Annotated in this window: 17 protein-coding genes; 8 read left to right on the forward strand and 9 right to left on the reverse strand. The window is 74.8% G+C overall.

The features are described 5' to 3' along the window. Nucleotides 1-20 precede the first annotated feature (20 nt). Nucleotides 21-2,087 (forward strand): bifunctional copper resistance protein CopD/cytochrome c oxidase assembly protein, encoded by a 2,067-nt coding sequence (locus ACQFYA_RS02655; RefSeq protein ID WP_499121388.1) that lies wholly within the window; start codon nucleotides 21-23, stop codon nucleotides 2,085-2,087. Between the two features lie 123 nt (nucleotides 2,088-2,210). Here ACQFYA_RS02655 and ACQFYA_RS02660 read toward each other — a convergent pair whose 3' ends face one another. Beyond that, the gene (locus ACQFYA_RS02660; RefSeq protein WP_499121389.1) at nucleotides 2,211-3,434 is read right to left on the reverse strand and encodes an FAD-dependent oxidoreductase; all 1,224 of its coding nucleotides are present in this window, start codon (nucleotides 3,432-3,434) and stop codon (nucleotides 2,211-2,213) included. Nucleotides 3,435-3,628: 194 nt separating this feature from the next. Here ACQFYA_RS02660 and ACQFYA_RS02665 point away from each other — a divergent pair, with 194 nt between their 5' ends. Beyond that, nucleotides 3,629-4,780, forward strand: coding sequence for an NAD(P)-dependent oxidoreductase (locus tag ACQFYA_RS02665; RefSeq protein WP_499121390.1), 1,152 nt, complete (start codon nucleotides 3,629-3,631; stop codon nucleotides 4,778-4,780). Beyond that, the gene (locus tag ACQFYA_RS02670; protein WP_499121392.1) at nucleotides 4,777-6,924 is read left to right on the forward strand and encodes a S9 family peptidase; all 2,148 of its coding nucleotides are present in this window, start codon (nucleotides 4,777-4,779) and stop codon (nucleotides 6,922-6,924) included. Before ACQFYA_RS02665 ends, ACQFYA_RS02670 begins: the two co-directional genes overlap by 4 nt. A 66-nt stretch (nucleotides 6,925-6,990) precedes the next feature. Here the strand turns inward: ACQFYA_RS02670 and ACQFYA_RS02675 are convergent, their stop codons facing one another. Next, nucleotides 6,991-7,641, reverse strand: coding sequence for a TetR/AcrR family transcriptional regulator (locus ACQFYA_RS02675; RefSeq protein ID WP_499121393.1), 651 nt, complete (start codon nucleotides 7,639-7,641; stop codon nucleotides 6,991-6,993). A 168-nt stretch (nucleotides 7,642-7,809) separates the two neighbouring features. Between ACQFYA_RS02675 and ACQFYA_RS02680 the strand changes: the two genes are divergently transcribed. Together ACQFYA_RS02680 and ACQFYA_RS02685 are read left to right on the forward strand one after the other, a co-directional pair. Then, a complete protein-coding gene (locus ACQFYA_RS02680; RefSeq protein ID WP_499121395.1) occupies nucleotides 7,810-10,785 on the forward strand; it encodes an MMPL family transporter in 2,976 nt (991 codons plus the stop codon). Continuing rightward, complete coding sequence (locus tag ACQFYA_RS02685) at nucleotides 10,782-12,989, forward strand: YhgE/Pip family protein (RefSeq protein ID WP_499121397.1); 2,208 nt, start codon at nucleotides 10,782-10,784, stop codon at nucleotides 12,987-12,989. The genes ACQFYA_RS02680 and ACQFYA_RS02685 overlap by 4 nt, the downstream gene beginning before the upstream one ends. On the opposite strand, the gene ACQFYA_RS02690 is transcribed toward ACQFYA_RS02685, so the two are convergent. Beyond that, the gene (locus ACQFYA_RS02690; protein WP_499121399.1) at nucleotides 12,975-13,169 is read right to left on the reverse strand and encodes a hypothetical protein; all 195 of its coding nucleotides are present in this window, start codon (nucleotides 13,167-13,169) and stop codon (nucleotides 12,975-12,977) included. The two genes, ACQFYA_RS02685 and ACQFYA_RS02690, sit on opposite strands and share 15 nt — an antisense overlap. Nucleotides 13,170-13,240: 71 nt before the next feature. Here ACQFYA_RS02690 and ACQFYA_RS02695 point away from each other — a divergent pair, with 71 nt between their 5' ends. Next, complete coding sequence (locus ACQFYA_RS02695) at nucleotides 13,241-14,269, forward strand: chymotrypsin family serine protease (protein WP_499121400.1); 1,029 nt, start codon at nucleotides 13,241-13,243, stop codon at nucleotides 14,267-14,269. An 84-nt stretch (nucleotides 14,270-14,353) separates the two neighbouring features. Here the strand turns inward: ACQFYA_RS02695 and ACQFYA_RS02700 are convergent, their stop codons facing one another. From ACQFYA_RS02700 to ACQFYA_RS02715, 4 genes are all read right to left on the reverse strand, one after another. Further along, on the reverse strand, nucleotides 14,354-14,815 hold the full coding sequence (locus tag ACQFYA_RS02700) for a PTS sugar transporter subunit IIA (protein ID WP_499121402.1): 462 nt from the start codon (nucleotides 14,813-14,815) through the stop codon (nucleotides 14,354-14,356). Then, nucleotides 14,815-15,045 (reverse strand): PTS sugar transporter subunit IIB, encoded by a 231-nt coding sequence (locus tag ACQFYA_RS02705; RefSeq protein WP_499121404.1) that lies wholly within the window; start codon nucleotides 15,043-15,045, stop codon nucleotides 14,815-14,817. The genes ACQFYA_RS02700 and ACQFYA_RS02705 overlap by 1 nt, the downstream gene beginning before the upstream one ends. A gap of 63 nt (nucleotides 15,046-15,108) precedes the next feature. After that, nucleotides 15,109-15,366, reverse strand: a complete 258-nt coding sequence (locus ACQFYA_RS02710; RefSeq protein WP_499121405.1) for a PTS sugar transporter subunit IIB — start codon at nucleotides 15,364-15,366, stop codon at nucleotides 15,109-15,111. Further along, a complete protein-coding gene (locus ACQFYA_RS02715; protein ID WP_499121406.1) occupies nucleotides 15,363-16,226 on the reverse strand; it encodes a GntR family transcriptional regulator in 864 nt (287 codons plus the stop codon). The genes ACQFYA_RS02710 and ACQFYA_RS02715 overlap by 4 nt, the downstream gene beginning before the upstream one ends. Before the next feature lie 246 nt (nucleotides 16,227-16,472). On the opposite strand from ACQFYA_RS02715, the gene ACQFYA_RS02720 reads away from it, so the two are divergent. Both ACQFYA_RS02720 and ptsP read left to right on the forward strand, forming a co-directional pair. Further along, on the forward strand, nucleotides 16,473-17,834 hold the full coding sequence (locus ACQFYA_RS02720) for a PTS transporter subunit EIIC (protein ID WP_499121407.1): 1,362 nt from the start codon (nucleotides 16,473-16,475) through the stop codon (nucleotides 17,832-17,834). Continuing rightward, entirely contained in the window at nucleotides 17,834-19,522 is a 1,689-nt protein-coding gene (gene ptsP / locus ACQFYA_RS02725; protein ID WP_499121408.1) for a phosphoenolpyruvate--protein phosphotransferase, read from the forward strand. The genes ACQFYA_RS02720 and ptsP overlap by 1 nt, the downstream gene beginning before the upstream one ends. Before the next feature lie 155 nt (nucleotides 19,523-19,677). Here ptsP and ACQFYA_RS02730 read toward each other — a convergent pair whose 3' ends face one another. Together ACQFYA_RS02730 and ACQFYA_RS02735 are read right to left on the reverse strand one after the other, a co-directional pair. Beyond that, entirely contained in the window at nucleotides 19,678-19,947 is a 270-nt protein-coding gene (locus tag ACQFYA_RS02730) for an HPr family phosphocarrier protein (protein WP_499121410.1), read from the reverse strand. A gap of 34 nt (nucleotides 19,948-19,981) precedes the next feature. Beyond that, nucleotides 19,982-20,800 carry a TetR/AcrR family transcriptional regulator gene (locus ACQFYA_RS02735; RefSeq protein ID WP_499121412.1) on the reverse strand — a complete coding sequence of 273 codons (819 nt, stop codon included), beginning with the start codon at nucleotides 20,798-20,800 and terminating at the stop codon, nucleotides 19,982-19,984. Nucleotides 20,801-20,919 lie beyond the last annotated feature (119 nt).

The raw sequence follows: 20,919 nt of genomic DNA on the forward strand, positions 1-20,919 counted from the left end.
GCCGCCCATAGGCTGGACGGGTGACCTCCGCAGCCCCCGCCGTGCAGCGGCCGGGCGGTACCCCGAGCGTGCCGCCGCGGCCCTGGTGGCTCGTCGCCGCCGGGCCCGCAGCCGTCCTCGTCGCCGTCCTCGCCGTGCTGTGCGGCGGAGCCTACTCGGGCGCCTTCCAGGCGCTGAGCGGGTTCACCGACCCGGGCGCGGTCGTCCGCTACGGGCTGCCCGTGACCACCGTGCTCACCGAGCTGAGCGTCTCCGTGACGCTCGGGGCGCTGCTCACGGCCGCGTGCCTGGTGCCGCCCGGCCGCGCCCAGACGCGCGTGCTCACCGGTGCGGGCGCGGCGAGCGCCGTGTGGGCGGTGGCCGCCGTCGCGCAGCTCGTGCTGCGCTACGCCAACATCTCGGGCACCTCGCTCGCCTCGCCGGCGTTCGGGCAGGGCCTGGCGCAGTTCGTCACGGACCTCGACCTCGGCAGGCTCTACCTCGCGATCATCGTGGTCGCCGCGGTCACCTCGGCCCTGGCGATGGCCGTGCGCGGGCCGGTGGGCGCCCTGTGGACGGCGGCCCTGCCGGTCGCGGCGCTGGCCATGCAGTCCACCACCGGGCACGCCTCCGGCGCGGCCGACCACGAGCTCGCCGTCGGCGCGATGCTGCTGCACCTGGTTGGCGCGGCCGTGTGGGTGGGCGGCCTCGGGGCGCTGCTGGTCGTCGTCCTGACCCGTGGGGACGAGCGCGGGGACGGGCGCGACGACGGGCGCACCGCCGCGGCCGCCGTCGCGCGGTTCTCCCCGGTCGCGGGGTGGTGCTTCGCCGCCGTGGGCATCTCCGGCGTGCTCAACGCGTGGATCCGCATGGGGTCGTTCGGCGACCTGCTCACCCCGTACGGGGTGCTGCTGCTCACCAAGGCCGTGCTCATGGTGGCGCTCGGCGCGTTCGGGTTCGCGCACCGGATGTGGGTCGTGGACCGGCTGGGCAAGGCCGCCGGGGCGGTCGCCGTCCGCCGGCTCTTCTGGCGGCTGCTCTCCGTCGAGCTGCTCGTCATCGGGGCCGTCTCCGGGGTGGCCGTGGCGCTGGGTTCCACCGCCCCGCCCGTGCCCGACGAGGTGCCGGTCGACGTCTCGCCCGCGTTCCAGCTCACCGGCGAGGCGCTGCCCCCCGAGCCGACCATGGCCCGCTGGTTCACCGAGTGGAGCCTCGACCCGCTGCTGGCGTTCGCGTGCGTGGCCGGCCTCGTGGTCTATCTCCGCTGGGCGGCGCGGCTCGCGCGGCGCGGGGACACGTGGCCGGTGGGCCGCACGGTGTCGTGGTGCCTGGGCATGGTCGTGATGTTCTGGGTGACCAGCGGTGGCCCGGCCGTGTACGGGCACGTGATCTTCAGCGGCCACATGGTGCAGCACATGGTCCTGGCGATGCTGGTGCCGCTGTTCCTCGTGCTGGCCGCCCCCGTCACGCTGCTGCTGCGCGCGATCCCGGCCCGCAAGGACGGCAGCCGCGGGCCGCGCGAGTGGGTGCTGGGCCTGGTGCACTCCCGCGTCGGCCAGTTCCTGGCCCGCCCCGTGGTGGCCGCGGTCCTCTTCGCCGGCGGCATGATCGCGTTCTACTACACGCCGGCGTTCGAGTTCGCCCTGCGCAACCACGCCGGGCACGTGTGGATGATCGTGCACTTCACGCTGGTGGGGTACCTGTTCGCCAACGCCCTGGTGGGCATCGACCCGGGGCCCAAGCGGCCGCCGTTCCCGCAGCGGCTGCTGCTGCTCTTCGCGACGATGGCGTTCCACGCCTTCTTCGGCGTCGTGCTCACTTCCGGGACCTCGCTGCTCGTCGCGGACTGGTTCGGCAACATGGGCCGCCCGTGGGGGCTGCCCGCGATCGACGACCAGCAGCGCGGCGGCGGCGTCGCGTGGGGCATCGGCGAACTGCCGACGCTCGCGCTCGCCATCGCCGTCGCCGTGCAGTGGACGACGTCCGACGAGCGCGAGGCGCGCCGCCGCGACCGCAAGGCCGACCGCGACGGCGACGCCGAGCTCACCGCGTACAACGAGATGCTCGCGAAGATGGCCGACCGCGACGAGAAGCAGCCGCCGAGGTAGTTCACAACTCCGCGAGGTAGTTCACAACTCCGCGAGGTAGTCCGGAAGCCCGTGAGGTAGTGCGAATCTCCGCGAGGTAGTGGTCCAGTCCACTACCTCGAGGAGATTCGCACTACCTCGGCCTCACAGCAGCCCGTCGACGACCTTCGCCGCGAGGCCCAGTGCCGTCGTCGTGCCCAGCCCGTCCGCGACGGTCACCGTGGTGACCCCCGGCGCCGGGTCGACGACGACGAACGGGGTGCCGGCGAACGGCCCGCGGCGGGGGCGCGGCACCGCCACGCCGGGCACGGACCAGCGCTGGCGCACCTCGACCGGCCGCCCGAGCAGGGCCTCGGCCTCCCGCAGCAGCAGGGCGTCGGCGGCCTCGGACCGCTCGGGGTGGCGGTCGAGACCCGCGTCCGCGCGCCGTTCGGCGTCGGGGCGGCGCGTCTCGCCGAGGAGCAGCGAGTCGCCGTCCGGGCCGGAGTGCGGGGTGAACGCCAGATGGACGTCGGCGTCCAGCAGCTCCGGGGCGCTGGTGCGCAGCCGCTCGCGCACGTCGGCCAGCGCGGGGCTGTGGGCGTAGGCGGCGTCACGGAGCAGGGTCGTGCCGCCCAGGACGGCGGGCCCCGCCGGGTCGTGCGCCCGCCCCGGTGTCGCGACGCGCAGCACCTGGCGGACGTCGTGCCGCAGCCCGGCGCGCGCCGCGTCGTCGGGGAAGAAGCGGTCGACGTCCGCGCCCACCGCCACCAGCACCCGCCGGGCGACGACCTCGCCGCGCGACGTGCGCACCAGCGTGCGGCCGGTGCCGGCCTCGAAGGTGAGCGCCGTCGTGGACCACGCGACGTCGGCCCGGGGGCGCGAGTCGAGCGCGGCCGCGAGGGCGCGGAGCGCGTCGCGCGGGTCGACCCGCAGGTCGAGGGGCAGGAACGCGCCGCCGACGGCGACGCCCTCGGCCAGGCCGGCGCGCTCGGCGGCCTGCGCGGCGTCGAGCAGCCGCGCGTCGCCGTCGCGCGCCGCCACCAGGTCGTCCAGCACGGCCAGCTCGTCCGCCGACCGCGCGACCACCACGGCGCCCGTGTCCTTGACCCAGAACCCGGCCTCCCGGCCGAGCTTGAGCCAGCGCTCGCGCGACGCGAGCGCGCACGACAGGGTCGCGGCGTCCTGCGTCGTGACGGCCACGTGGCCGCTGCGCCGGGCGGACGCGCCGTCGGGCCGCGGGTCGCGCTCGACGACCAGCACGGAGTGCCCGCGGGCGTGCGCCTCCAGTGCGTGCGCGAGGCCCACGATCCCGGCTCCCACGACGACGAGGTCGGCGGTGGCGGGCAGCGGCGGGAGGTGGGAGGTGCGGGGCGACGGCGGTCTCACGACGAGACCGTGCCCGATGACGGCGGGCCTGCTCAACCGCAGGGAGCGCCCTGGCGAACAAGTTCAGCGAACGTTCATCCCGCGTTCCCCGTGGGCCCTGGTCCGGCCCGCCGACCATGCACCTGTGCTCGGACAGTGGCCGGGATTCCGAGCGCTACTGCATGGTCGGCGGGCCCGCCGGTACCGTGCCCGTGATGTCCGGACGACCGACCCTGCCCCGCGTGCTCGTGGTGGACCCCGCGCCGGGGGCGCTGGGCCCGGCGGAGCTGCGCGCCCTGCGGGCCCTCGGCCTCGAACCCACCGTCAACGTGCGGCGGGTGCCGGACGCCCGCGAGCGCGCGGCGCTCGCCGAGCACGCCGACCTGGTCGACCTCGACGGGTTCGACGGCGCCGCGCTGGTGGACGCCGCCGAGCGCGCGTCGGGGTACAGCGCCGTGAAGTTCCGGGCCGGTCTCCCCTTCGACGCGTCGGTGCTGGGCCGCCTCGCGGCGCCGTCGCTCGAGCAGCCGCTGCGCGTGGTCGGGCGCGCCGCGTCGGGGATCGACACGGTCGACCTCGCCGCGTGCCGACGGCTGGGCGTCGAGGTGCTCGCGACGCCGGGCGCGAACGCCGCCGCCGTCGCCGAGCACACGCTCGCGCTGATGCTCGACGGGCTGCGAGGCGTGTCGCGCCGGAGCGCGAGGCTGCATGCCGGCCGGTGGGCCGACGCCGTCGCTCCCGGGCCCGCGCGCGGGCTCGCGGACTGCCGCGTGGGCCTGGTCGGCGCCGGCGCGACGGCGCGGCAGGTGGCACGGCTCGCCCGGGCGTTGGGTGCGTCGGTGGCCGTGCTCGGGTCGCCGCGGTTCACGGCCGCGGCGGCGCGGAAGTGGGGCGTCGACCGGGGGGACTCGCTCGGCGCCCTGCTCGCGTCGTGCGACGTCGTCTCCCTGCACGTGCCGCTCACCCCCGGAACCCGTGGCCTGCTCGGCGCCCCGGAGATCGACGCCATGCGGCCGGGCTCGCTGCTCGTCAGCACGGCGCGGGGCGGGGTCGTGGACGAGGCGGCCCTGGACGCCGCTCTGCGGGCGCCCGACCGGGGGCCGGCCGCGGCCGCGATCGACGTCTTCGAGGCCGAGGGCGAGCGGTTCGCGACCCCGCTGGCGGGCAACCCGCACGCGATCCTCACCCCGCACGTCGCGGGGATGACGTGGAGCGCGATGGCGGAGTCGTCGCGGCGTCTTGTCGACGCGTTCGCCCGCTTCTACGGCGGCGCCGAACAGGCGGTTGGCACCGCGATCGGGCCCAGGACGCGCGATGACGGTGTCGACCGCCCGTTCGCCGACCGCTGTGGTAGACCGGGCGCGTGACTCAGGACACCCCGGCGCCCACGCCCTTCCACGACCTCGACCGCTACCTGGAGCTCCCGCGAGTCGGCGGGCTCGCGCTGAGCCCGGACGGCACGCGCCTCGTCACGACCGTCCAGACCCTCGACGCGAAGCGCACCGGCTGGACGACGGCCGTCTGGGAGGTCGACCCGACGGGCTCGGCCCCGGCGCGCCGGCTCACGCGCAGCCGCAAGGGCGAGTCGTCGGCCGTGTTCGCGGCGTCGGGCGACGTGCTGTTCACGTCCGCCCGCCCCGACCCGGCGGCGGAGAAGGACGACGAGGAGCCGAGGTCCGCGCTGTGGATGCTGCCGGCCGGCGGCGGCGAGGCGCATGTCGTGGCGACGGCGCCCGGCGGGGTGGGCGGGGTGCTCGCCGCCCGCGAGGCCGACGTCGTGTCCGTCTCCGTCCCGGTGCTGCCGCGCGCGGCCGACCTGACCGAGGACAAGGAGCTGCGCGCCGGGCGCACCGACCGCAAGCTCTCGGCGATCCTGCACGCCGGCTACCCGGTGCGGCACTGGGACCACGACCTCGGGCCGGACGAGGAGCGCCGGTTCGTCCTTTCGTCGGTCGAGCCCGTCGAGACCAGCGGCGTGGTCTCGACGAGCTCGACCGACAAGGGGGTGCTGCGGCAGCTCACCGGGCCGGGCCGGCAGCTGGACGAGCACGACGCGGCCCTCGCCCCGGACGGCGGCACGCTGGTCGCGACGTGGGGCGTGGCCGACCCCGGCGCCGCCCGCCGCACGGTCCTCGTGGCGGTCGACACCGCGACGGGGGAGCGCCGCGTCCTGGTCGACGACCCGGACGCCGAGGTCTTCGGCCCGGCCGTCTCCCCGGACGGCCGGTGGATCGCCTTCGGGTCGGAGACGATCACGACGCCCGAGGAGGCACCGGTCGTGCGGCTCGGCCTCGTCCGGCTGGACGACGCCGACGCCGACCCGGAGATCCTCGCCGACGACTGGGACCGCTGGCCGACGTCCGTCGCGTGGCTGCCCGACGGGTCGGGGCTCGTCGTGACCGCGGACGAGGACGGCCGCGGGCCGGTGTTCCTGCTGACCTTCGGCGCCGGCGGCCCCGGAGCGGGCGAGCCCGTCACCGTGGAGCGCGTGACGTCCGACGACGCGACGTTCTCCGACGTGCGGGTCGCGCCCGACGGGTCCGCCCTGTACGCCCTGCGCACCAGCTACGCCGCGCCGCCCGAGCCGGTGCGGATCGACCTCGCCGGCTTCGCGGCGTCCGGCGACGCGGGCGGGCGCACGCCCGTCGCCGCCGTCGCGCTGCGCGGCCCCGTGCCGGCCCCCGCGCTGCCCGGCACCCTCACCGAGGTGGAGACGACGACGGCGGACGGCGCGCGCGTCCGCGCCTGGCTCGCGCTCCCCGCCCCGTCGGTCGAGCCTGTCGAGACCAGCGGGGCGCCCCTGCTGCTGTGGATCCACGGCGGCCCGCTCGGTTCCTGGAACGGGTGGAGCTGGCGCTGGAACCCGTGGCTGATGGTCGCCCGCGGCTACGCCGTCCTGCTGCCCGACCCGGCGCTGTCCACCGGCTACGGCCAGGAGTTCGTGCAGCGCGGCTGGGGCGCCTGGGGCGGCGCGCCGTTCACCGACCTCATGGCGATCACCGACGCCGTCGAGACCCTGCCCGAGATCGACGCGTCGCGCACCGCCGCCATGGGCGGGTCGTTCGGCGGCTACATGGCCAACTGGGTGGCCGGGCACACGGACCGCTTCCGTGCGATCGTCACGCACGCCAGCCTGTGGGCGCTCGACCAGTTCGGCCCCACCACGGACCACGGCTACTACTGGCAGCGCGAGATGACGCCCGAGATGGCGGAGGCCAACAGCCCGCACCGGTCCGTCGCCGAGATCCGCACCCCGATGCTGGTGATCCACGGCGACAAGGACTACCGCGTGCCCGTCGGCGAGGGCCTGCGGCTGTGGCAGGAGCTGCTCACGACGTCGGGCCTGCCCGCCGACGACGACGGCAGCACCGTGCACCGCTTCCTCTACTTCCCCGACGAGAACCACTGGGTGCTCGCGCCCCAGCACGCGAAGGTCTGGTACCAGGTGGTGCTGGCGTACCTCGGCGAGCACGTCCTCGGCGCCGAGTCGGAGCTGCCCGCCTACCTCTGACGAATTGCTGGTCGAGGCTGTCGAAACCCGGTTTCGACAGGCTCGACCAGCGGGGTTTCGACAGGCTCAACCAGCGGGGGCGACGATGAGGTCGACGAGGACCTCGAGCATGGTGCTGGCGTCCCGGCGGGCGGCGGCGGCCGGCAGCATCGCGGCGCGCTGGCCGGCCTCGTGCGCGCCGAGGAGCAGGTCGATGGCGACGTGCTCGTCGATCGCGAAGCGCAGGCCGAGGGTGGCCATGACGCGGTTCAGCGCCGCGATCATCTCCTCGCGGAGCTGGTGCTGCTGGTCCACGTAGCGCTGCGCGACCTGCGGGTCGCGCAACGCGAGCAGCTCGAACTCGAGCTCCATGACGCACCACGACGACTTGGCGGCCGGGTCGGGCAGCACCGACGCGATGACCTTGCGCACGGTGGCGCGGAACCCGTCGGGGGTGTTCAGGGCGGCCGGGTCCACCGTCGACACCGCGCGCTCGAGGGCGCCGAGGTGGCTGCGGGCCTCCCGCTCCGTGAGGGCGAGGAAGAGCTCCTCCTTGCTCGCGAAGTTCGAGTAGAAGGCGCCGCGGGTGAATCCGGCGGCCTCGCAGACGGCCTCGATCGCCGCGGCCTGGACGCCGACCTGCGCGAACACCTCGAACGCGGCGTCCAGCAGCCGCGCGCGGGTGCGCTCGCGGCGGGGCGAGAGGCCGGGGGTGGCCGTAGCCTCGTCGGGGGCCACGCTCTCGGTGGGCAGGGGGTCCTCCTCGGGTCCGCCAGGGGTGTCGGCCGGGTGCGGGCAGCGTGCCCGGCCGGGTTCACTGTAGCCAATACAGCGACGTATCGGATACGTTCGTGCATCGGATACAGTGCCGTATCGAACCCCTGCTCCGTCGTCCCGGGAGAGCCTGTGTCCTCCGTCCTCTACTCCCTCGGCCGCTGGGCCGCCCGGACCCGACGGCTCGTCGTCCTCGGCTGGGTCGTGGTGCTGGCCCTGGTCGGGGCCGCCGGCGGTCTGCTCTACCAGGGCTTCGACAACTCCGTGACGATCCCCGGCACCGAGTCGCAGGACGCGCTCGACAGCCTCGCCGCCACGTTCCCGCAGGTCAGCGGGTCGTCCGCGCAGATCATCGTGGTGGCGCCGGACGGCTCCACCATCGAGGAGTCCGCCGTGCGCGGGCCGGTCGAGGACGCCGTCGACGACATCGGGGACCTCGACCAGGTCGCCGCCGTCACGTCGCCCTACGACGACCAGACGCCCGCGTCGGTCAGCGACGACAAGCAGGCCACGCTGCTGACCATCCAGCTCGACGGCGACCAGTCCGTCATCACCGAGGACACGAAGGACGCGCTGCACACCGCGACCGACGACCTCGCCGCCGCCCTGCCGGCCGGCTCCCAGGCGAGCCTGGGCGGGGAGCTGTTCAGCGTCGAGTTCCCGGCCCTGAGCATCATCGAGGCGATCGGCGTCGTCGTGGCCCTCGTCGTCCTCATCATCACCCTCGGGTCGTTCGTGGCGGCCGGCCTGCCGCTGATCAACGCGCTCATGGGCGTCGGGGTGTCGATGCTCCTGCTGCTCGCCGCCACCGTGTTCGGCCCGATCAACTCGACGACGCCGATGCTCGGCCTCATGCTCGGCCTCGCCGTGGGCATCGACTACGCGCTGTTCATCGTGTCCCGGCACCGCGAGCAGCTCGCGGCCGGGCTCGGCGTCGACGAGTCGATCGCGCGCGCGGTCGCCACCGCGGGCTCGGCCGTGATCTTCGCCGGCCTCACCGTGATGATCGCCCTGGTCGGCCTCGGCGTCGCGGGCATCCCGTTCCTCACCGTCATGGGCATCGCCGCCGCCGTGGCCGTCGGGGTCGCCGTCCTCGTGTCGCTCACGCTCCTGCCCGCGCTGCTGTCGTTCGCCGGTGAGCGGCTGCGGCCGCACGCGCCCCGGGAGCGCAAGGCCAAGGACACGAGCAAGGCCACGCGCACGAGCAAGGCCACGCGCACGAGCAAGGCCACGCGCACGAGCAAGGCCAAGCGCGCTGCCGCGGCGCCGGACGACGGCGTGCGCCGCAACCGGTTCTTCGACGGCTGGGTGCGCGGCGCCACCCGCTTCCCCGTGCTCACGATCGTCCTGGTCGTAGGCGCCATCGCGGCCCTCACCTGGCCCGCCACCAACCTCCGCCTCGCCCTGCCGGACGCCGGCACGCTGCCCGAGGACAACAGCGCCCGGGTCACCTACGACCTCGTGGGCGAGGAGTTCGGCGAGGGCTTCAACGGCCCCCTGATCGTCACGGGCTCGATCGTCACCAGCAACGACCCGGTGAAGCTCATGAACGAGCTCGGCGACGAGATCGGCACGCTCCCCGGCGTCGCGGACGTGCCGCTGTCCACGCCCAACCCCTCCGCCGACACCGGCATCGTCCAGGTGATCCCCGAGGGCGGGCCCACGTCCGAGGAGACCAAGGACCTCGTCAACGAGATCCGCGACCAGCACGACCACTTCCTCGACAAGTACGGCGTCGACCTGTCCGTCACGGGCTTCGCCGCGGTGGGCATCGACGTCTCCGACAAGCTCGGCGCCGCGCTGCTGCCGTTCGCCCTCGTTGTGGTCGGGCTCTCGCTGGTGCTGCTGACGATGGTGTTCCGCTCGATCTGGGTGCCGATCAAGGCGTCGCTCGGCTACCTGCTGTCCGTCGGGGCGGCGTTCGGCGTGGTGACCCTGGTGTTCGAGAACGGCGTGCTCGCCGACGCGCTCAACGTCACCAAGCTGGGCCCCGTCATCAGCTTCATGCCGATCATCCTCATGGGCGTGCTGTTCGGCCTGGCGATGGACTACGAGGTCTTCCTCGTCTCCCGTATCCGGGAGGACTACGTGCACGGCGGCGACGCCCGCAAGGCCGTGCGCTCCGGGTTCCTCGGGTCGGCCAAGGTGGTCACCGCCGCCGCCGTCATCATGTTCGCCGTCTTCGTCGCGTTCGTGCCCGAGGGAGACATGACGCTCAAACCGATCGCGCTCGGCCTCGCGGTCGGCGTGCTGGTGGACGCGTTCGTCGTGCGGATGACGCTGGTGCCCGCCGTGCTCGCCCTGTTGGGCGACCGGGCGTGGCACATGCCGCGCTGGCTCGACCGCGCGCTGCCCACGTTCGACGTCGAGGGCGAGGGCCTCACCAAGGAGCTGCGGCTCTCCTCGTGGCCCGAGCCGGACACCACGGACGCGGTCGCCGCGCGCGACCTCGTGGTCGCCGGCCCGGACGGCGCGGACCGGGGCGCCCCCGTCGTGGGGCCGGTCAGCGTGCGGGTGCCGCAGGGCGGCGCGCTGTGCGTGCACGGCGACGCGTCCGCCCCGGTGTCCGCGCTGCTGCTGGCGCTCTCGGGGCGGATGGCGCTCGACGACGGCGCGGTCAAGGTGACCGGGCTGGTGCTGCCCGAGCGCTCGATGACGGTGCGTGGCCGCGTCGCCCTCGTCGACGCCCTCGCGGAGCGCGGACGCCCCGCCCCCGCCGTGGACGCCGCCGTGCGCGACGGCGCGCAGGTCGTCGTCGTGGACCGCACCGACGCCGTCGCCGACCTCCCGGCGCGCGAGGCGCTCTCCGCCGCGCTCGCGCGGGCGCAGCGCGGCGGGGCGGCGGTGCTGCTCGGCGCCAGCGGCGTCGCCGCGACCGACCTGCTCGACGACGGCACGGGCCGTGACGTCGCCGTGCTCGACGTCGGGGCGGGCTTCGGCGCGCCGAGCGTGCTCACGGGGGCCGACGTGCCCCCGCCCGCCCCGCTGGTCGAGCCTGTCGAGAGCCCAGCGCCGGCCGAGCCTGTCGAGCCCCGGGACGGGGTCCCGACAGGCTCGACCAGCGGTTCGAACGACGACGACACCCACGTGCAGGAGGTGCGGGCATGACCGCCCCGACCATCGACTCCGCGGCGCGCCGCAACCCGTGGCGCATCGCCGCCGTCGCGCTGCTGCCGATCATGGTGCTCGGGCTGCTGCTCGCCGCGCTGTGGAACCCGCAGGACCGGCTCGACCAGGTGCCGGCCGCCATCGTCAACCTCGACGAGCCGGTGACGGTGGACGGCCAGACCGTGCCGCTCGGGCGCCAGCTCGCGTCCGGGCTGGTGAGCGGCGGCGAGACCGCCGACGGCGCGAAGGCCGCGCAGCCCGCCGCGGACGCCACCAACTTCGACTGGACCATCACCGACGAGGACAGTGCGAAGTCCGGGCTGGCGGACGGCACCTACTCCGCCGTCGTGACGATCCCCAAGGACTTCTCCGCGGCGGCGACGTCGATGGGCGGCGACGACCCGTCGAAGGCGGTGCAGGCCACCATCGACGTCAGCACCCCGCCCGGCGGCCGCGTGGCCGACGACGCGCTCGCGCGCGTGGTCGCCGCGACCGCGACGAACGTGATGTCGAGCTCGCTCACCGAGACCTACGTGGACAACGTGCTCGTCGGTTTCAACCAGCTCGCCGACGGCATCGGCCAGGCGGAGGACGGCGCCAACCAGCTCGCGGACGGCGCCGGACAGTCCGCCGACGGCGCCGACCAGCTCGCGGACGGCGCGGACCAGCTCGCGGACGGCGCGGACCAGGCCGCGGACGGCGCGGACCAGCTCGCGGACGGCGCAGGACAGCTGGCCTCCGGTGCCGGCACCGCGGCGTCCGGCGCGTCCGACCTGGCCGACGGCGCGGGACAGGTCGCGGACGGCGCGCGCGGGATCGCCGGCGGCATCGGCGAGAGCGCGGACGGCGCCGACGACCTCGCCTCGGGCGGCGACGACCTCGCCGCGGGGGCGCAGCAGGTGGCCGACGGCAACCGCGCGCTGGCCGACCAGGCCGCGGCGGTCGACGACCTCGTCCCCGACGTGGACGCCATCGAGGAGTCCCTCGCCGACGCGCAGGGCCGTGCGGACGAGTTCGCCGAGGCCGCGAACGCCGCGCTCCGGTGCGACGTCCGCCCGACGTCGGACGCGTGCACGGCGCTGGCCGACCTGATGCAGGAGATGCAGACCAACTCCGACGCCGTCCAGGACACCGTCGACGGCATCGTCGACGCGCGCACGCAGCTCGACACCCTCGCCACGTCCACGGACAAGCTCGCCACGGGCGCCGAGGGCGTCGTGACGGGGATCGAGGGCATCGCCGACGGCAACCGGGACCTGGCCGACGGCCTGCGCACCCTGCAGGGCGGCGCGACGCAGGTGGCGGGCGGCGCGGACGGCGTCGCCTCGGGCGCCTCGGACCTGTCCGCCGGGGTGGGTCAGCTCGCGACCGGCGCGGACGGCGTCGCCTCGGGCGCCTCCGACCTGTCCTCCGGGGTCGGGGAGCTCGCGTCGGGCAACGCGGACCTCGCGTCCGGCGCGGACGACCTGTCCTCCGGCGTCGGGCAGCTCGCGTCGGGCACGGACGACCTGGCCTCCGGGCTCGGGAAGACCAAGGCCTCGATCCCGACGTACACGGACGACCAGCGGCAGACGCTGTCGTCGGTGGTCGCGGAGCCCGTCGCGACGCCCTCGCAGTCCGGCATCAGCACGGGCGCGTCGGGCCCGCTGTTCGCCGTCGTGGCGCTGTGGCTCGGGGCGCTGGCCCTCATGACCGTGTTCCCGCCGGTGGTCGCGCGAGCCCTCGGTTCGACGCGCGACTCGCTGCGGCTGGCGCTGTCCGCGTTCGCCCTGCCGGCGACGGTCGGGGCGGCGACGGGCGCCGCCGTGGGCGTGATCCTCGCCGCGGTGGAGAACCTCGACATCGGCGGCTGGTTCGGGTCGATCATCGTGGGCGCGGTCGCGTCGGTCGCCTTCGTCGCCGTCCACCAGGGCTTCCTGGGCTGGCTGGGCAACCTCGGGCGCGGGATCAGCCTGCTGATCGCCGTCCTCCTCATCGCCACGGGCATCGTGGCGACCGTGCCCACCGTGCTGCAGGGGCTGGTCGACGCGCTGCCGATCGGCGCCGCCCGCGACGCCCTGACGGCCGTGGTGGTGCCCGAGGCGGGCGGCCTCGCGATAGGCGTCACGCTCGTGGTGCTGTGGGGCCTGGGCGGCCTCGCCCTGGCGGCGCTCGTCACCGCGCGCGGGCGCCGGCTCGGCGTCGGGCGCCTACTGCGCGCCTGACCGCGCGGCGGCGCGCTGCCACCTCAGCACGATGAGGGCGTCGGCGCGCCGCCGGGCGGCGACGCCGAGGTGGGCCACCTGGCGGTGCTCGATGAGGGCGTACAGGTCGTGGTCGAGCGCCCAGCAGAGGGCGCGGCCGACGTCGTGGGTCTCGGGCGCGATCGATGGTGCGGGTCTCACGCCAGGGAGAGATGTCCGACTCGCCGGTTTGTGACACGGGGTGTGTCACCGGTCTGCAGCAGACTCGCCGCATGGACCTCACCCAGGCGCGCGAGACCAAGGCACAGCTGTCCGACTTTGCCCGTGACCTGGCCGAACGTCACGGCGTCCCGGTCGGCCCGTACGCGGTGGGCGACGCCGCGACCCCTGCGGACGTCGTGCGCGCACCGACCCTCTCGCTCGGCCTCGCGCCGCAGGGGGAGGGCGGCTACGCCATCGCGGTGCGGTACCGGCTCGGCGTCCCGACGGCGCGGTCCTTCGCGCGCAAGCTCGCCGCCGAGGCGGGCGACTCCGTGGACGTGCGCCGCACCGGCCGCATCCGCACCCTCGCCGACGGCGTGCGCCCCCGGCCGCCGGTCGTGACGGCGCAGGCCGCGGGGGAGACCGACCGGGTGCGGCCGCTGCGGCCGGGGGTGTCGGTCGCGCACGTGGACGTCACCGCGGGCACGCTCGGCGCGTTCGTCGCCAAGGCCGACGCCGCGCGCTACGTGCTGTCCAACTTCCACGTGCTGGCGGGGTCGCCGTCCGCGCAGGTGGGCGACGTCGTCGTGCAGCCGGGGCCGGCCGACGGCGGCCGCGCCCCGGCGGACCGCGTCGGCACCCTCGCGCAGGTGGTGCCTCTCGCCGCGGGGGAGCCCGCCACCGTGGACGCCGCCCTCGCGCTCCTGGACGACGGCATCGGGACCGACCCGACCTACCCGGTGGGGCGGGTCACGACGACCGCCGTCGCGGCGGGCGGCGAGTCCGTGGCGAAGATCGGCCGCACCACGGCGCTCACGCAGGGTCGGGTGACGGCCATCGAGATGGACGACGTCGTCGTCGGGTACGGCGAGGAGCTCGGCGCCTTGTCGTTCGACCACCAGATCGAGGTGGAGGGCGTCGCCGGCGCGTTCTCCCGCGGCGGCGACTCCGGGTCGCTGGTCTACCGCGAGGACGGCGTCGCCCTGGGCCTGCTCTTCGCCGGCTCGGAGACGGGCGGCTCGGACGGCTCGGGCCTCACGTACTGCAACCCGATCGACGCGGTGCTCGAGGCGCTGGGCGTCTCCCTGGCGCCGAGATAGAGAGGTCGACCCGCGAGATAGAGAGGCCGGGACAGGACCGCATTCGGTTGCGGCCCTGTCCCGGCCTCTCTATCTCGGCGGGGCTCAGCCCCAGGTGAGCAGGTCCTCGCCGTGCTCGACGAGGGTGCCGACCTGCGCGAGGCTGTCGACGGCGTCGGGCGTGGCCTCGAGCGCGACGACGGGGCAGACGGCGGACCGGCCGCCCTCGCGCACCGCCGTCGGGTCCCAGGAGACCAGGACGGTGCCGCGCTGCACGACGTCGCCCTCGGAGGCGTGCGTCGTGAAGCCGTCGCCGCCGAGCTTGACCGTGTCGATGCCGAGGTGCACCAGCACGGCGCGGCCGTCGTCGTGCTGCACGACGAACGCGTGCGGGTGCAGCTTCACGATCCTGCCCGTGATGGGCGAGACCGCCTCGTTCCCGCGGACGCCGTCGGGCTCGATCGCGAGGCCGGGGCCGACGAGGCCGGCGGAGAACACCGGGTCCTCCACCTCGGACACGTCGACGACGGTGCCGGTCACGGGCGCGAGCACGGTCAGCGCCGTCATCAGCGCAGGTCCTCGATGTCGGAGGCGAGGGTGTCGGCCTCCGGGCCCACGATCACCTGGACGGCGATGCCCGAGTGCACGACGGCGATGGCGCCGGCCGCGGTGAGGGCGGCGTCGTTCACCTTGGCGGGGTCCTCGACCTCGACCCGCAGGCGGGTGATGCAGGGCTCGAGGTCGACGATGTTGTCGTCGCCGCCGAGCGCGTCGAGGATCTGCTGTGCCTTGCTCATGGTGCTCCTTGGTCGTTCCTGCTGGAGAAGGTCGGAGACGGGGCGGTCGCGCTCACCCGAGGCTCACATGAGCTCGGCGAGGTCCGAGGCGATCGTGTCGACGCGCGGGCCGACGACCACCTGCACGACCCGCCCGTTGATCATCACGCCGAACGCGCCGGCGCGCTTCAGCAGCGCGGCGTCGACGAGGTCGGGGTCCTTGACGAGGGACCGCAGCCGGGTGGTGCACGGGTCGATCTCCTCGATGTTCGCCACCCCGCCGAGGCCGGCGAGGATCGAGGCCGCGAGCTGCGCGTCGGGATCGCTGGAGGGCGTGCTCATCGGGGGCTCCCTTCGGGGATGCGTCCGGGCTGGACGGGGCCGCCGGCGTCGCCGTCGGCGGGGCGGGTGCGCGGGACCAGCGTCGGTCGCGCCTCGCGCAGGGGCACGAAGACGCTGTACCGGTCGCCGCGGTAGCAGGCGCGGGAGTACATGATCGCGGCGTCGCCGCCGAAGGTGCGGCGCGCGGTCCGCATGACGGCGCGCGAGGTCTGCATCTGCAGGGACTCGACCTCCTCCGGGGTGGCGTCGGCGGCCGTGATGACCTCCTCGCCCCAGGTCGGGTCGAGGCCGCGCTCGCGCAGGGCGGCGTAGAGGCTCTCGGGGACGCCGTCGTCGAGCAGGCCGGGGGCGAGGTCGACGGGGATCCACGAGTCCTCGATGCTCATGGGGTTGCCGTCGGCGGTGCGTAGCCGGACGACGTGGTGCACGGGGGTGCCGGCCTCGCGGTCGAGGGCCTCGGCGACGGGGGCCGGCGCGGGCAGCTCCTCGCACCGCAGCACGGTGGCGCCGGGTCGGAGGCCACGGCGGCGGGCCTCCTCGCCGAAGGTGGTGAGCCGCATCTCGAAGTCGGCGCGGGGCGGGGCGACGAACGTGCCGCGGCCCTGCGCGCGCTCGAGCACGCCCTCGGTGACGAGCGCGTCGATCGCCTGGCGCACGGTCATGCGCGAGACCCCGAACTGCTCGGTGAGGCTGCGCTCGGAGGGGATCGCGTCCCCGACGGAGAGCTCGGACGTGACGAGGCCGGCGAGGTGCGCGCGCACCGCGAGGTACTTGTGCTCGCCACCGCGAGCGCCGTCCCTGACCATCGTCGTGTCCTGTCCTGCCTGGTGATCGGCATCGATCAGCGTGGTGTCCGACATCGGGACCAGTATCGGGCCTCGCGCCCGGGGTTCCGTCCGAACCGTTCCTCCCCGGCCGAAGCGCGGGGTTGACACATCATGAGGTCTAGACCACTCTTCCTGCAAGTGGTCCAGACAACCTGCCGGTGGCAGCGTGTGGAGCACCGGCAATGACGCCCGCACCGACGTCGCGACACTGCCGCCGGACGACGCAGGCCCCGCCCTGCAGGACATGCCCGCCCCCGGGCCATCCATCGGAGGAGAACCATGACCACGGTCGCAGAGACCAAGCAGAAGAGGGGCATCCCCGGCTTCGCGCAGCTACAGCGGGTCGGCCGCTCGCTGATGCTTCCCATCGCCTCGCTGCCCGCCGCCGCGCTGCTGCTGCGCCTGGGCCAGCCCGACATGCTCGGCGGGCCCGCCGGCGTCGCCGGCACGTTCTCGTGGATGCAGCCGGTGGCCGACGTCCTCGGGGCGGCGGGCAACGCCCTGTTCGCGAACCTGGCGATGATCTTCGCGCTCGGCGTCGCGGTCGGTTACGCCCGCAAGTCGGACGGGTCCACGGCTCTCGCCGCGCTCATCGGCTACCTCGTCTTCACGGGCGTCACCGACGTGCTGTCCCCGTACGTCCTCGGGCTGGACGACAACGGTGAGCAGCTGATGATCGACTACGGCGTGCTCGGCGGCATCGTCATCGGCCTCACGGCGGCGGTGCTCTACCAGAAGTACTACCGGATCAAGCTCCCCCAGTACCTCGCGTTCTTCGGCGGCCGGCGCTTCGTCCCCATCGTCACCGCGGGGATGTCGGTGCTCATCGCCGTCGTCGGCGCCCTGATCTACCCGGCGTTCAACTGGCTCATCAACGACCAGATCGGCGGGTTCGTCACCGGCTCCACCGTGCTGGGCGCGTTCGTCTACGGCACCCTCAACCGGCTGCTCGTGCCGATCGGCCTGCACCACCTGCTCAACTCGCTGCCCTGGTTCCAGTTCGGCTCCTACACCGACGCCAACGGCGGCGTGTGGAACGGCGACATCGCCCGCTTCCTGCACGGCGACCCGACCGCGGGCACGTTCATGACCGGCTTCTTCCCGATCATGATGTTCGCCCTCCCGGCCGCCGCGCTCGCCATCATCCACACGGCCAAGCCGCAGAACCGCAAGGTCATCGCCGGCGTCATGGGCTCGGCCGCGCTGGTCGCCTTCGTCACCGGCGTCACCGAGCCGCTCGAGTTCGCGTTCGTCTACGTGGCCTACCCGCTGTACGCGATCCACGCCGTGCTCACCGGCACGTCGATGGCGCTCGTCAACGCGCTCGGCATCCGCGACGGGTTCGGCTTCTCCGCCGGCGTCATCGACTACCTGCTCAACTTCCGCATCGCCGAGATGCCGCTGCTGCTCATCCCGATCGGCCTCGGGTACGCGGCCATCTACTACTTCCTCTTCCGGTTCGTCATCACCAAGTGGAACCTGCGGACGCCGGGCCGCGAGGACGACCCGGAGGCGGCGGCCGCCGTGGCGGGCGACCAGGTCGCCGCCGAGCGCGAGGAGGCCGCCGCGGCCCCGGCGGACGCCTCCGCGGGGACGCCCGACCGCGCCTCGGTCGGCGCGAGGGAGAAGGGCTCGGCCTGATGAGCACCACCCTCACCGGTGCCCCGGTGAGCCCCGGGCGGGTGGCCGGCGTCGTCGTGACGATGCCGGCCCCTGTCCCGGAGCCCCCGGCGACGACCGACACGTCCGGCGTCGCCGACGCCGCCGGTGCCGACGACGCGGTGTCCCGCCTGGGCGCCGCGACCCGGGCCGTCCAGGACCGCCTCACCGCGCAGGCGGCCGAGGCCACCGGGACGGCGGCGGACGTGCTCGCCGTGACCGCCGCGATGGCGGCCGACCCGACGCTGGCCTCCGACGCCGAGCGGCGCGTGCGCGAGGGGTCCTCCACCCCCGAGCGCGCCGTGTGGGACGCCGCGAACGCGCTCGCCGCGCAGCTCGAGCCGCTCGGCCCGCCGCTGTCCGAGCGGGCCCGCGACGTGCGCGACGTGCGCGACCGGATCGTCGCCGAGCTCACCGGGGTGCGCCCGCCGGGCGTGCCCTCCCCGGGGCACCCCTTCGTGCTGGTCGCGGAGGACCTCGCGCCCGCCGACACGGCGACGCTCGACCCCGCGGTCGTCGTCGGCGTCGTCACCAGCGGCGGCGGCCCGACGTCGCACACCGCGATCCTCGCCCGCGCGCTCGGCATCCCCGCCGTCGTCGCGGTGCACGGGGCCGAGGAGCTGGCCGAGGGCGAGACCGTCGTCGTCGACGGCGGCGCGGGCACCGTGCTGCGCGACCCGTCCGACGCCGAGGTCGAGGCCGCGCGGGACGCCGTCCGCGTGGAGCGCACCTTCGACGGCCACGGCCGGACGGCCGACGGACACCGGGTGGAGCTGCTCGCCAACGTCGCCGACCCGGAGGCCGCGAAGGCCGCGGTCGCGGCGCACGCCGAGGGCGTGGGCCTGTTCCGCACCGAGTTCTGCTTCCTCGGCCGCGACGTCGAGCCGACCGTCGACGAGCAGGTCGCGGCCTATCGCGGCGTGCTCGGGGCGTTCGCCGGCCGCAAGGTCGTGGTGCGCACCCTCGACGCGGGGGCGGACAAGCCGCTGCCCTTCGTCACCGCCGCCGACGAGCCCAACCCGGCGCTCGGCGTCCGCGGGCTCCGCACCGCCGCCAAGCACCCCGAGGTGCTCGACCGGCAGCTCCGGGCGATCGCCGAGGCCGCCGCGGCCGAGGAGGCCGAGGTCTGGGTCATGGCGCCGATGGTCGCCACCGCCGACGAGGCGCGGTCGTTCGTCGCGGCGTGCGAGCGGCACGGGCTGTCGCGCGCCGGCGCGATGGTCGAGGTGCCCGCGGCCGCGCTGCGCTCGCGGTGGGTCTTCGAGCACGCCACGTTCGGCAGCATCGGCACCAACGACCTCACGCAGTACGCGATGGCGGCCGACCGGATGCTCGGCGACCTCGCCGCGCTGTCCACGTCGTGGCAGCCGGCCGTGCTCGAGCTGGTGCGCGCCACCTGCGAGGGTGCGCACTCCCGTGGCCGCCCGGTCGGCGTGTGCGGGGAGGCGGCCGCGGACGCCGTGCTGGCCCCCGTGCTCGTCGGGCTGGGCGTGCGGTCGCTGTCCATGACGCCGCGGGCGCTCGCGGACGTCGCGGCGGTGCTCGCGGAGGTCACGTTCTCGCGGTGCCGCGACCTGGCGCGCGTGGCGCTGGAGCAGCCCGGCGCCGACGCCGCCCGCGCCGCCGTCCGGCGCGAGCTGGCCGACGTCCTGGAGCCCCTCGGCCTCTGACCACCCGCTGGTCGAGTCTGTCGAGACCCCGGTCGCTGGTCGAGCCTGTCGAGACCCCGGTCGCTGGTTGAGCCTGTCGAAACCCGTGCACGAGTTTCGACAGGCTCAACCAGCGAGGTGAGCGCTGCCCTGCCGTACGGGTGGGGCCCCGTCCGTCAGGCCACGGCCTCCTGGGAGAGGAACTCGACGAGGGCGTCGAGGGCGGCGGTGGCGTCGTCGCCGTCGTCGTCGGTGCGCAGCACCACCTCGTCGCCCGCGCCGGCACCGAGCGTCATGATGCCGAGGATGCTCGCGGCGTCCACGGCGTCGCCGCCGGCCTTGGCGATCTTCACGGGCACCGGCTGCTGGCCCGCCTTCTGGGCGAAGAGCGCGGCGGGCCGGGCGTGCAGGCCCTCGGTGATGGCGACGACGACGGTGCGTTCCATGGGAAGTCCTCCGTGGACAGTGGTCTGGACCAGTTCATCGTAGGGAGGGCGGGGCGGGATGGGAAGTCCCGCGCGCGCGGTCGATCGCCATGCCGACGGAGTCGAGCAGCCGCTCCAGCGAGGAGTCGAACGGGGTGGCCTCCGTGTCGAAGCCGCCCGCCTCCCAGATCCGCAGCATCGTGGGGTACCGCTCGGGGTCGAAGTGGTCCACCCAGAAGCTGCTCATCGACGTCCAGTACTCGTCGTTGCTCTGGCCCGACGCGTCCTTCTCGGCCGACTCCGCGACGGTGGAGCGCGCCAGCCCGCGCACGAACGCGTCCACGAGGCCGACGATCTCGACCACCTGCCGCTCCGGCAGCCCGGTGTCGACGAGGGTGCGCAGCCCGGACTCCTGCGCGTCGAGCACCGCGGGGGTGATCGGCAGCCGCCACAGGTTGGTCTGCAGGATCCAGGGGTGGCGCTGGAACAGCTCCCAGTGCGCGCGGGCGTACGTGGCCAGGCCGTCGCGCCAGGCCGCGTCGTCGGCCGGCAGGTCGAGCTCGGCGAACGCGCGGTCGACCATGAGGTCCAGCAGCTCGGTGCGGCCCGGCACGTAGGTGTACAGGGACATCGCGCCGACCTCGAGCCGCGCCGCGACCTTGCGCATCGACAGCGCGTCGAGCCCGTCGGTGTCGGCGATCGCGGTCCCGGCGCTCACGACGTCGTCCAGGGTCAGGCGGGCCTTGCGCCCGCGCCCCGACGGCTGCGGGGGGTCCCACAGGAGGGCGAGCCGGCGCACGACGTCGGGCGGACGCGGGATCCCGTCCGACGGTTCCTGGCCGTCGGCGGGCGGATCAGGCGGTGTGCTCGACATGGCTCGTCATCCTCCCACCTCGCGTACCCCCGGGTTGTCGGACCCCTGGGCTAGGCTCGAAACCAGTTCCAGTACAGCGTACGGTTGATTCGGGGAACACCGTGGACGAGAGGGGTGCG

Source organism: Promicromonospora sp. Marseille-Q5078, from assembly GCF_050315395.1.
GTDB lineage: Bacteria > Actinomycetota > Actinomycetes > Actinomycetales > Cellulomonadaceae > Isoptericola.

Bases quoted from the DNA above. Each gene is read 5' to 3' on its own strand.
- ACQFYA_RS02720 (WP_499121407.1), top strand. From the start codon at position 16,473: ATGACCACGGTCGCAGAGACCAAGCAGAAGAGGGGCATCCCCGGCTTC.
- ptsP (WP_499121408.1), top strand. From the start codon at position 17,834: ATGAGCACCACCCTCACCGGTGCCCCGGTGAGCCCCGGGCGGGTGGCC.
- ACQFYA_RS02730 (WP_499121410.1), bottom strand. From the start codon at position 19,947: ATGGAACGCACCGTCGTCGTCGCCATCACCGAGGGCCTGCACGCCCGG.
- ACQFYA_RS02685 (WP_499121397.1), top strand. From the start codon at position 10,782: ATGACCGCCCCGACCATCGACTCCGCGGCGCGCCGCAACCCGTGGCGC.
- ACQFYA_RS02735 (WP_499121412.1), bottom strand. From the start codon at position 20,800: ATGTCGAGCACACCGCCTGATCCGCCCGCCGACGGCCAGGAACCGTCG.
- ACQFYA_RS02695 (WP_499121400.1), top strand. From the start codon at position 13,241: ATGGACCTCACCCAGGCGCGCGAGACCAAGGCACAGCTGTCCGACTTT.
- ACQFYA_RS02665 (WP_499121390.1), top strand. From the start codon at position 3,629: ATGTCCGGACGACCGACCCTGCCCCGCGTGCTCGTGGTGGACCCCGCG.
- ACQFYA_RS02715 (WP_499121406.1), bottom strand. From the start codon at position 16,226: ATGTCGGACACCACGCTGATCGATGCCGATCACCAGGCAGGACAGGAC.
- ACQFYA_RS02705 (WP_499121404.1), bottom strand. From the start codon at position 15,045: ATGAGCAAGGCACAGCAGATCCTCGACGCGCTCGGCGGCGACGACAAC.
- ACQFYA_RS02700 (WP_499121402.1), bottom strand. From the start codon at position 14,815: ATGACGGCGCTGACCGTGCTCGCGCCCGTGACCGGCACCGTCGTCGAC.
- ACQFYA_RS02710 (WP_499121405.1), bottom strand. From the start codon at position 15,366: ATGAGCACGCCCTCCAGCGATCCCGACGCGCAGCTCGCGGCCTCGATC.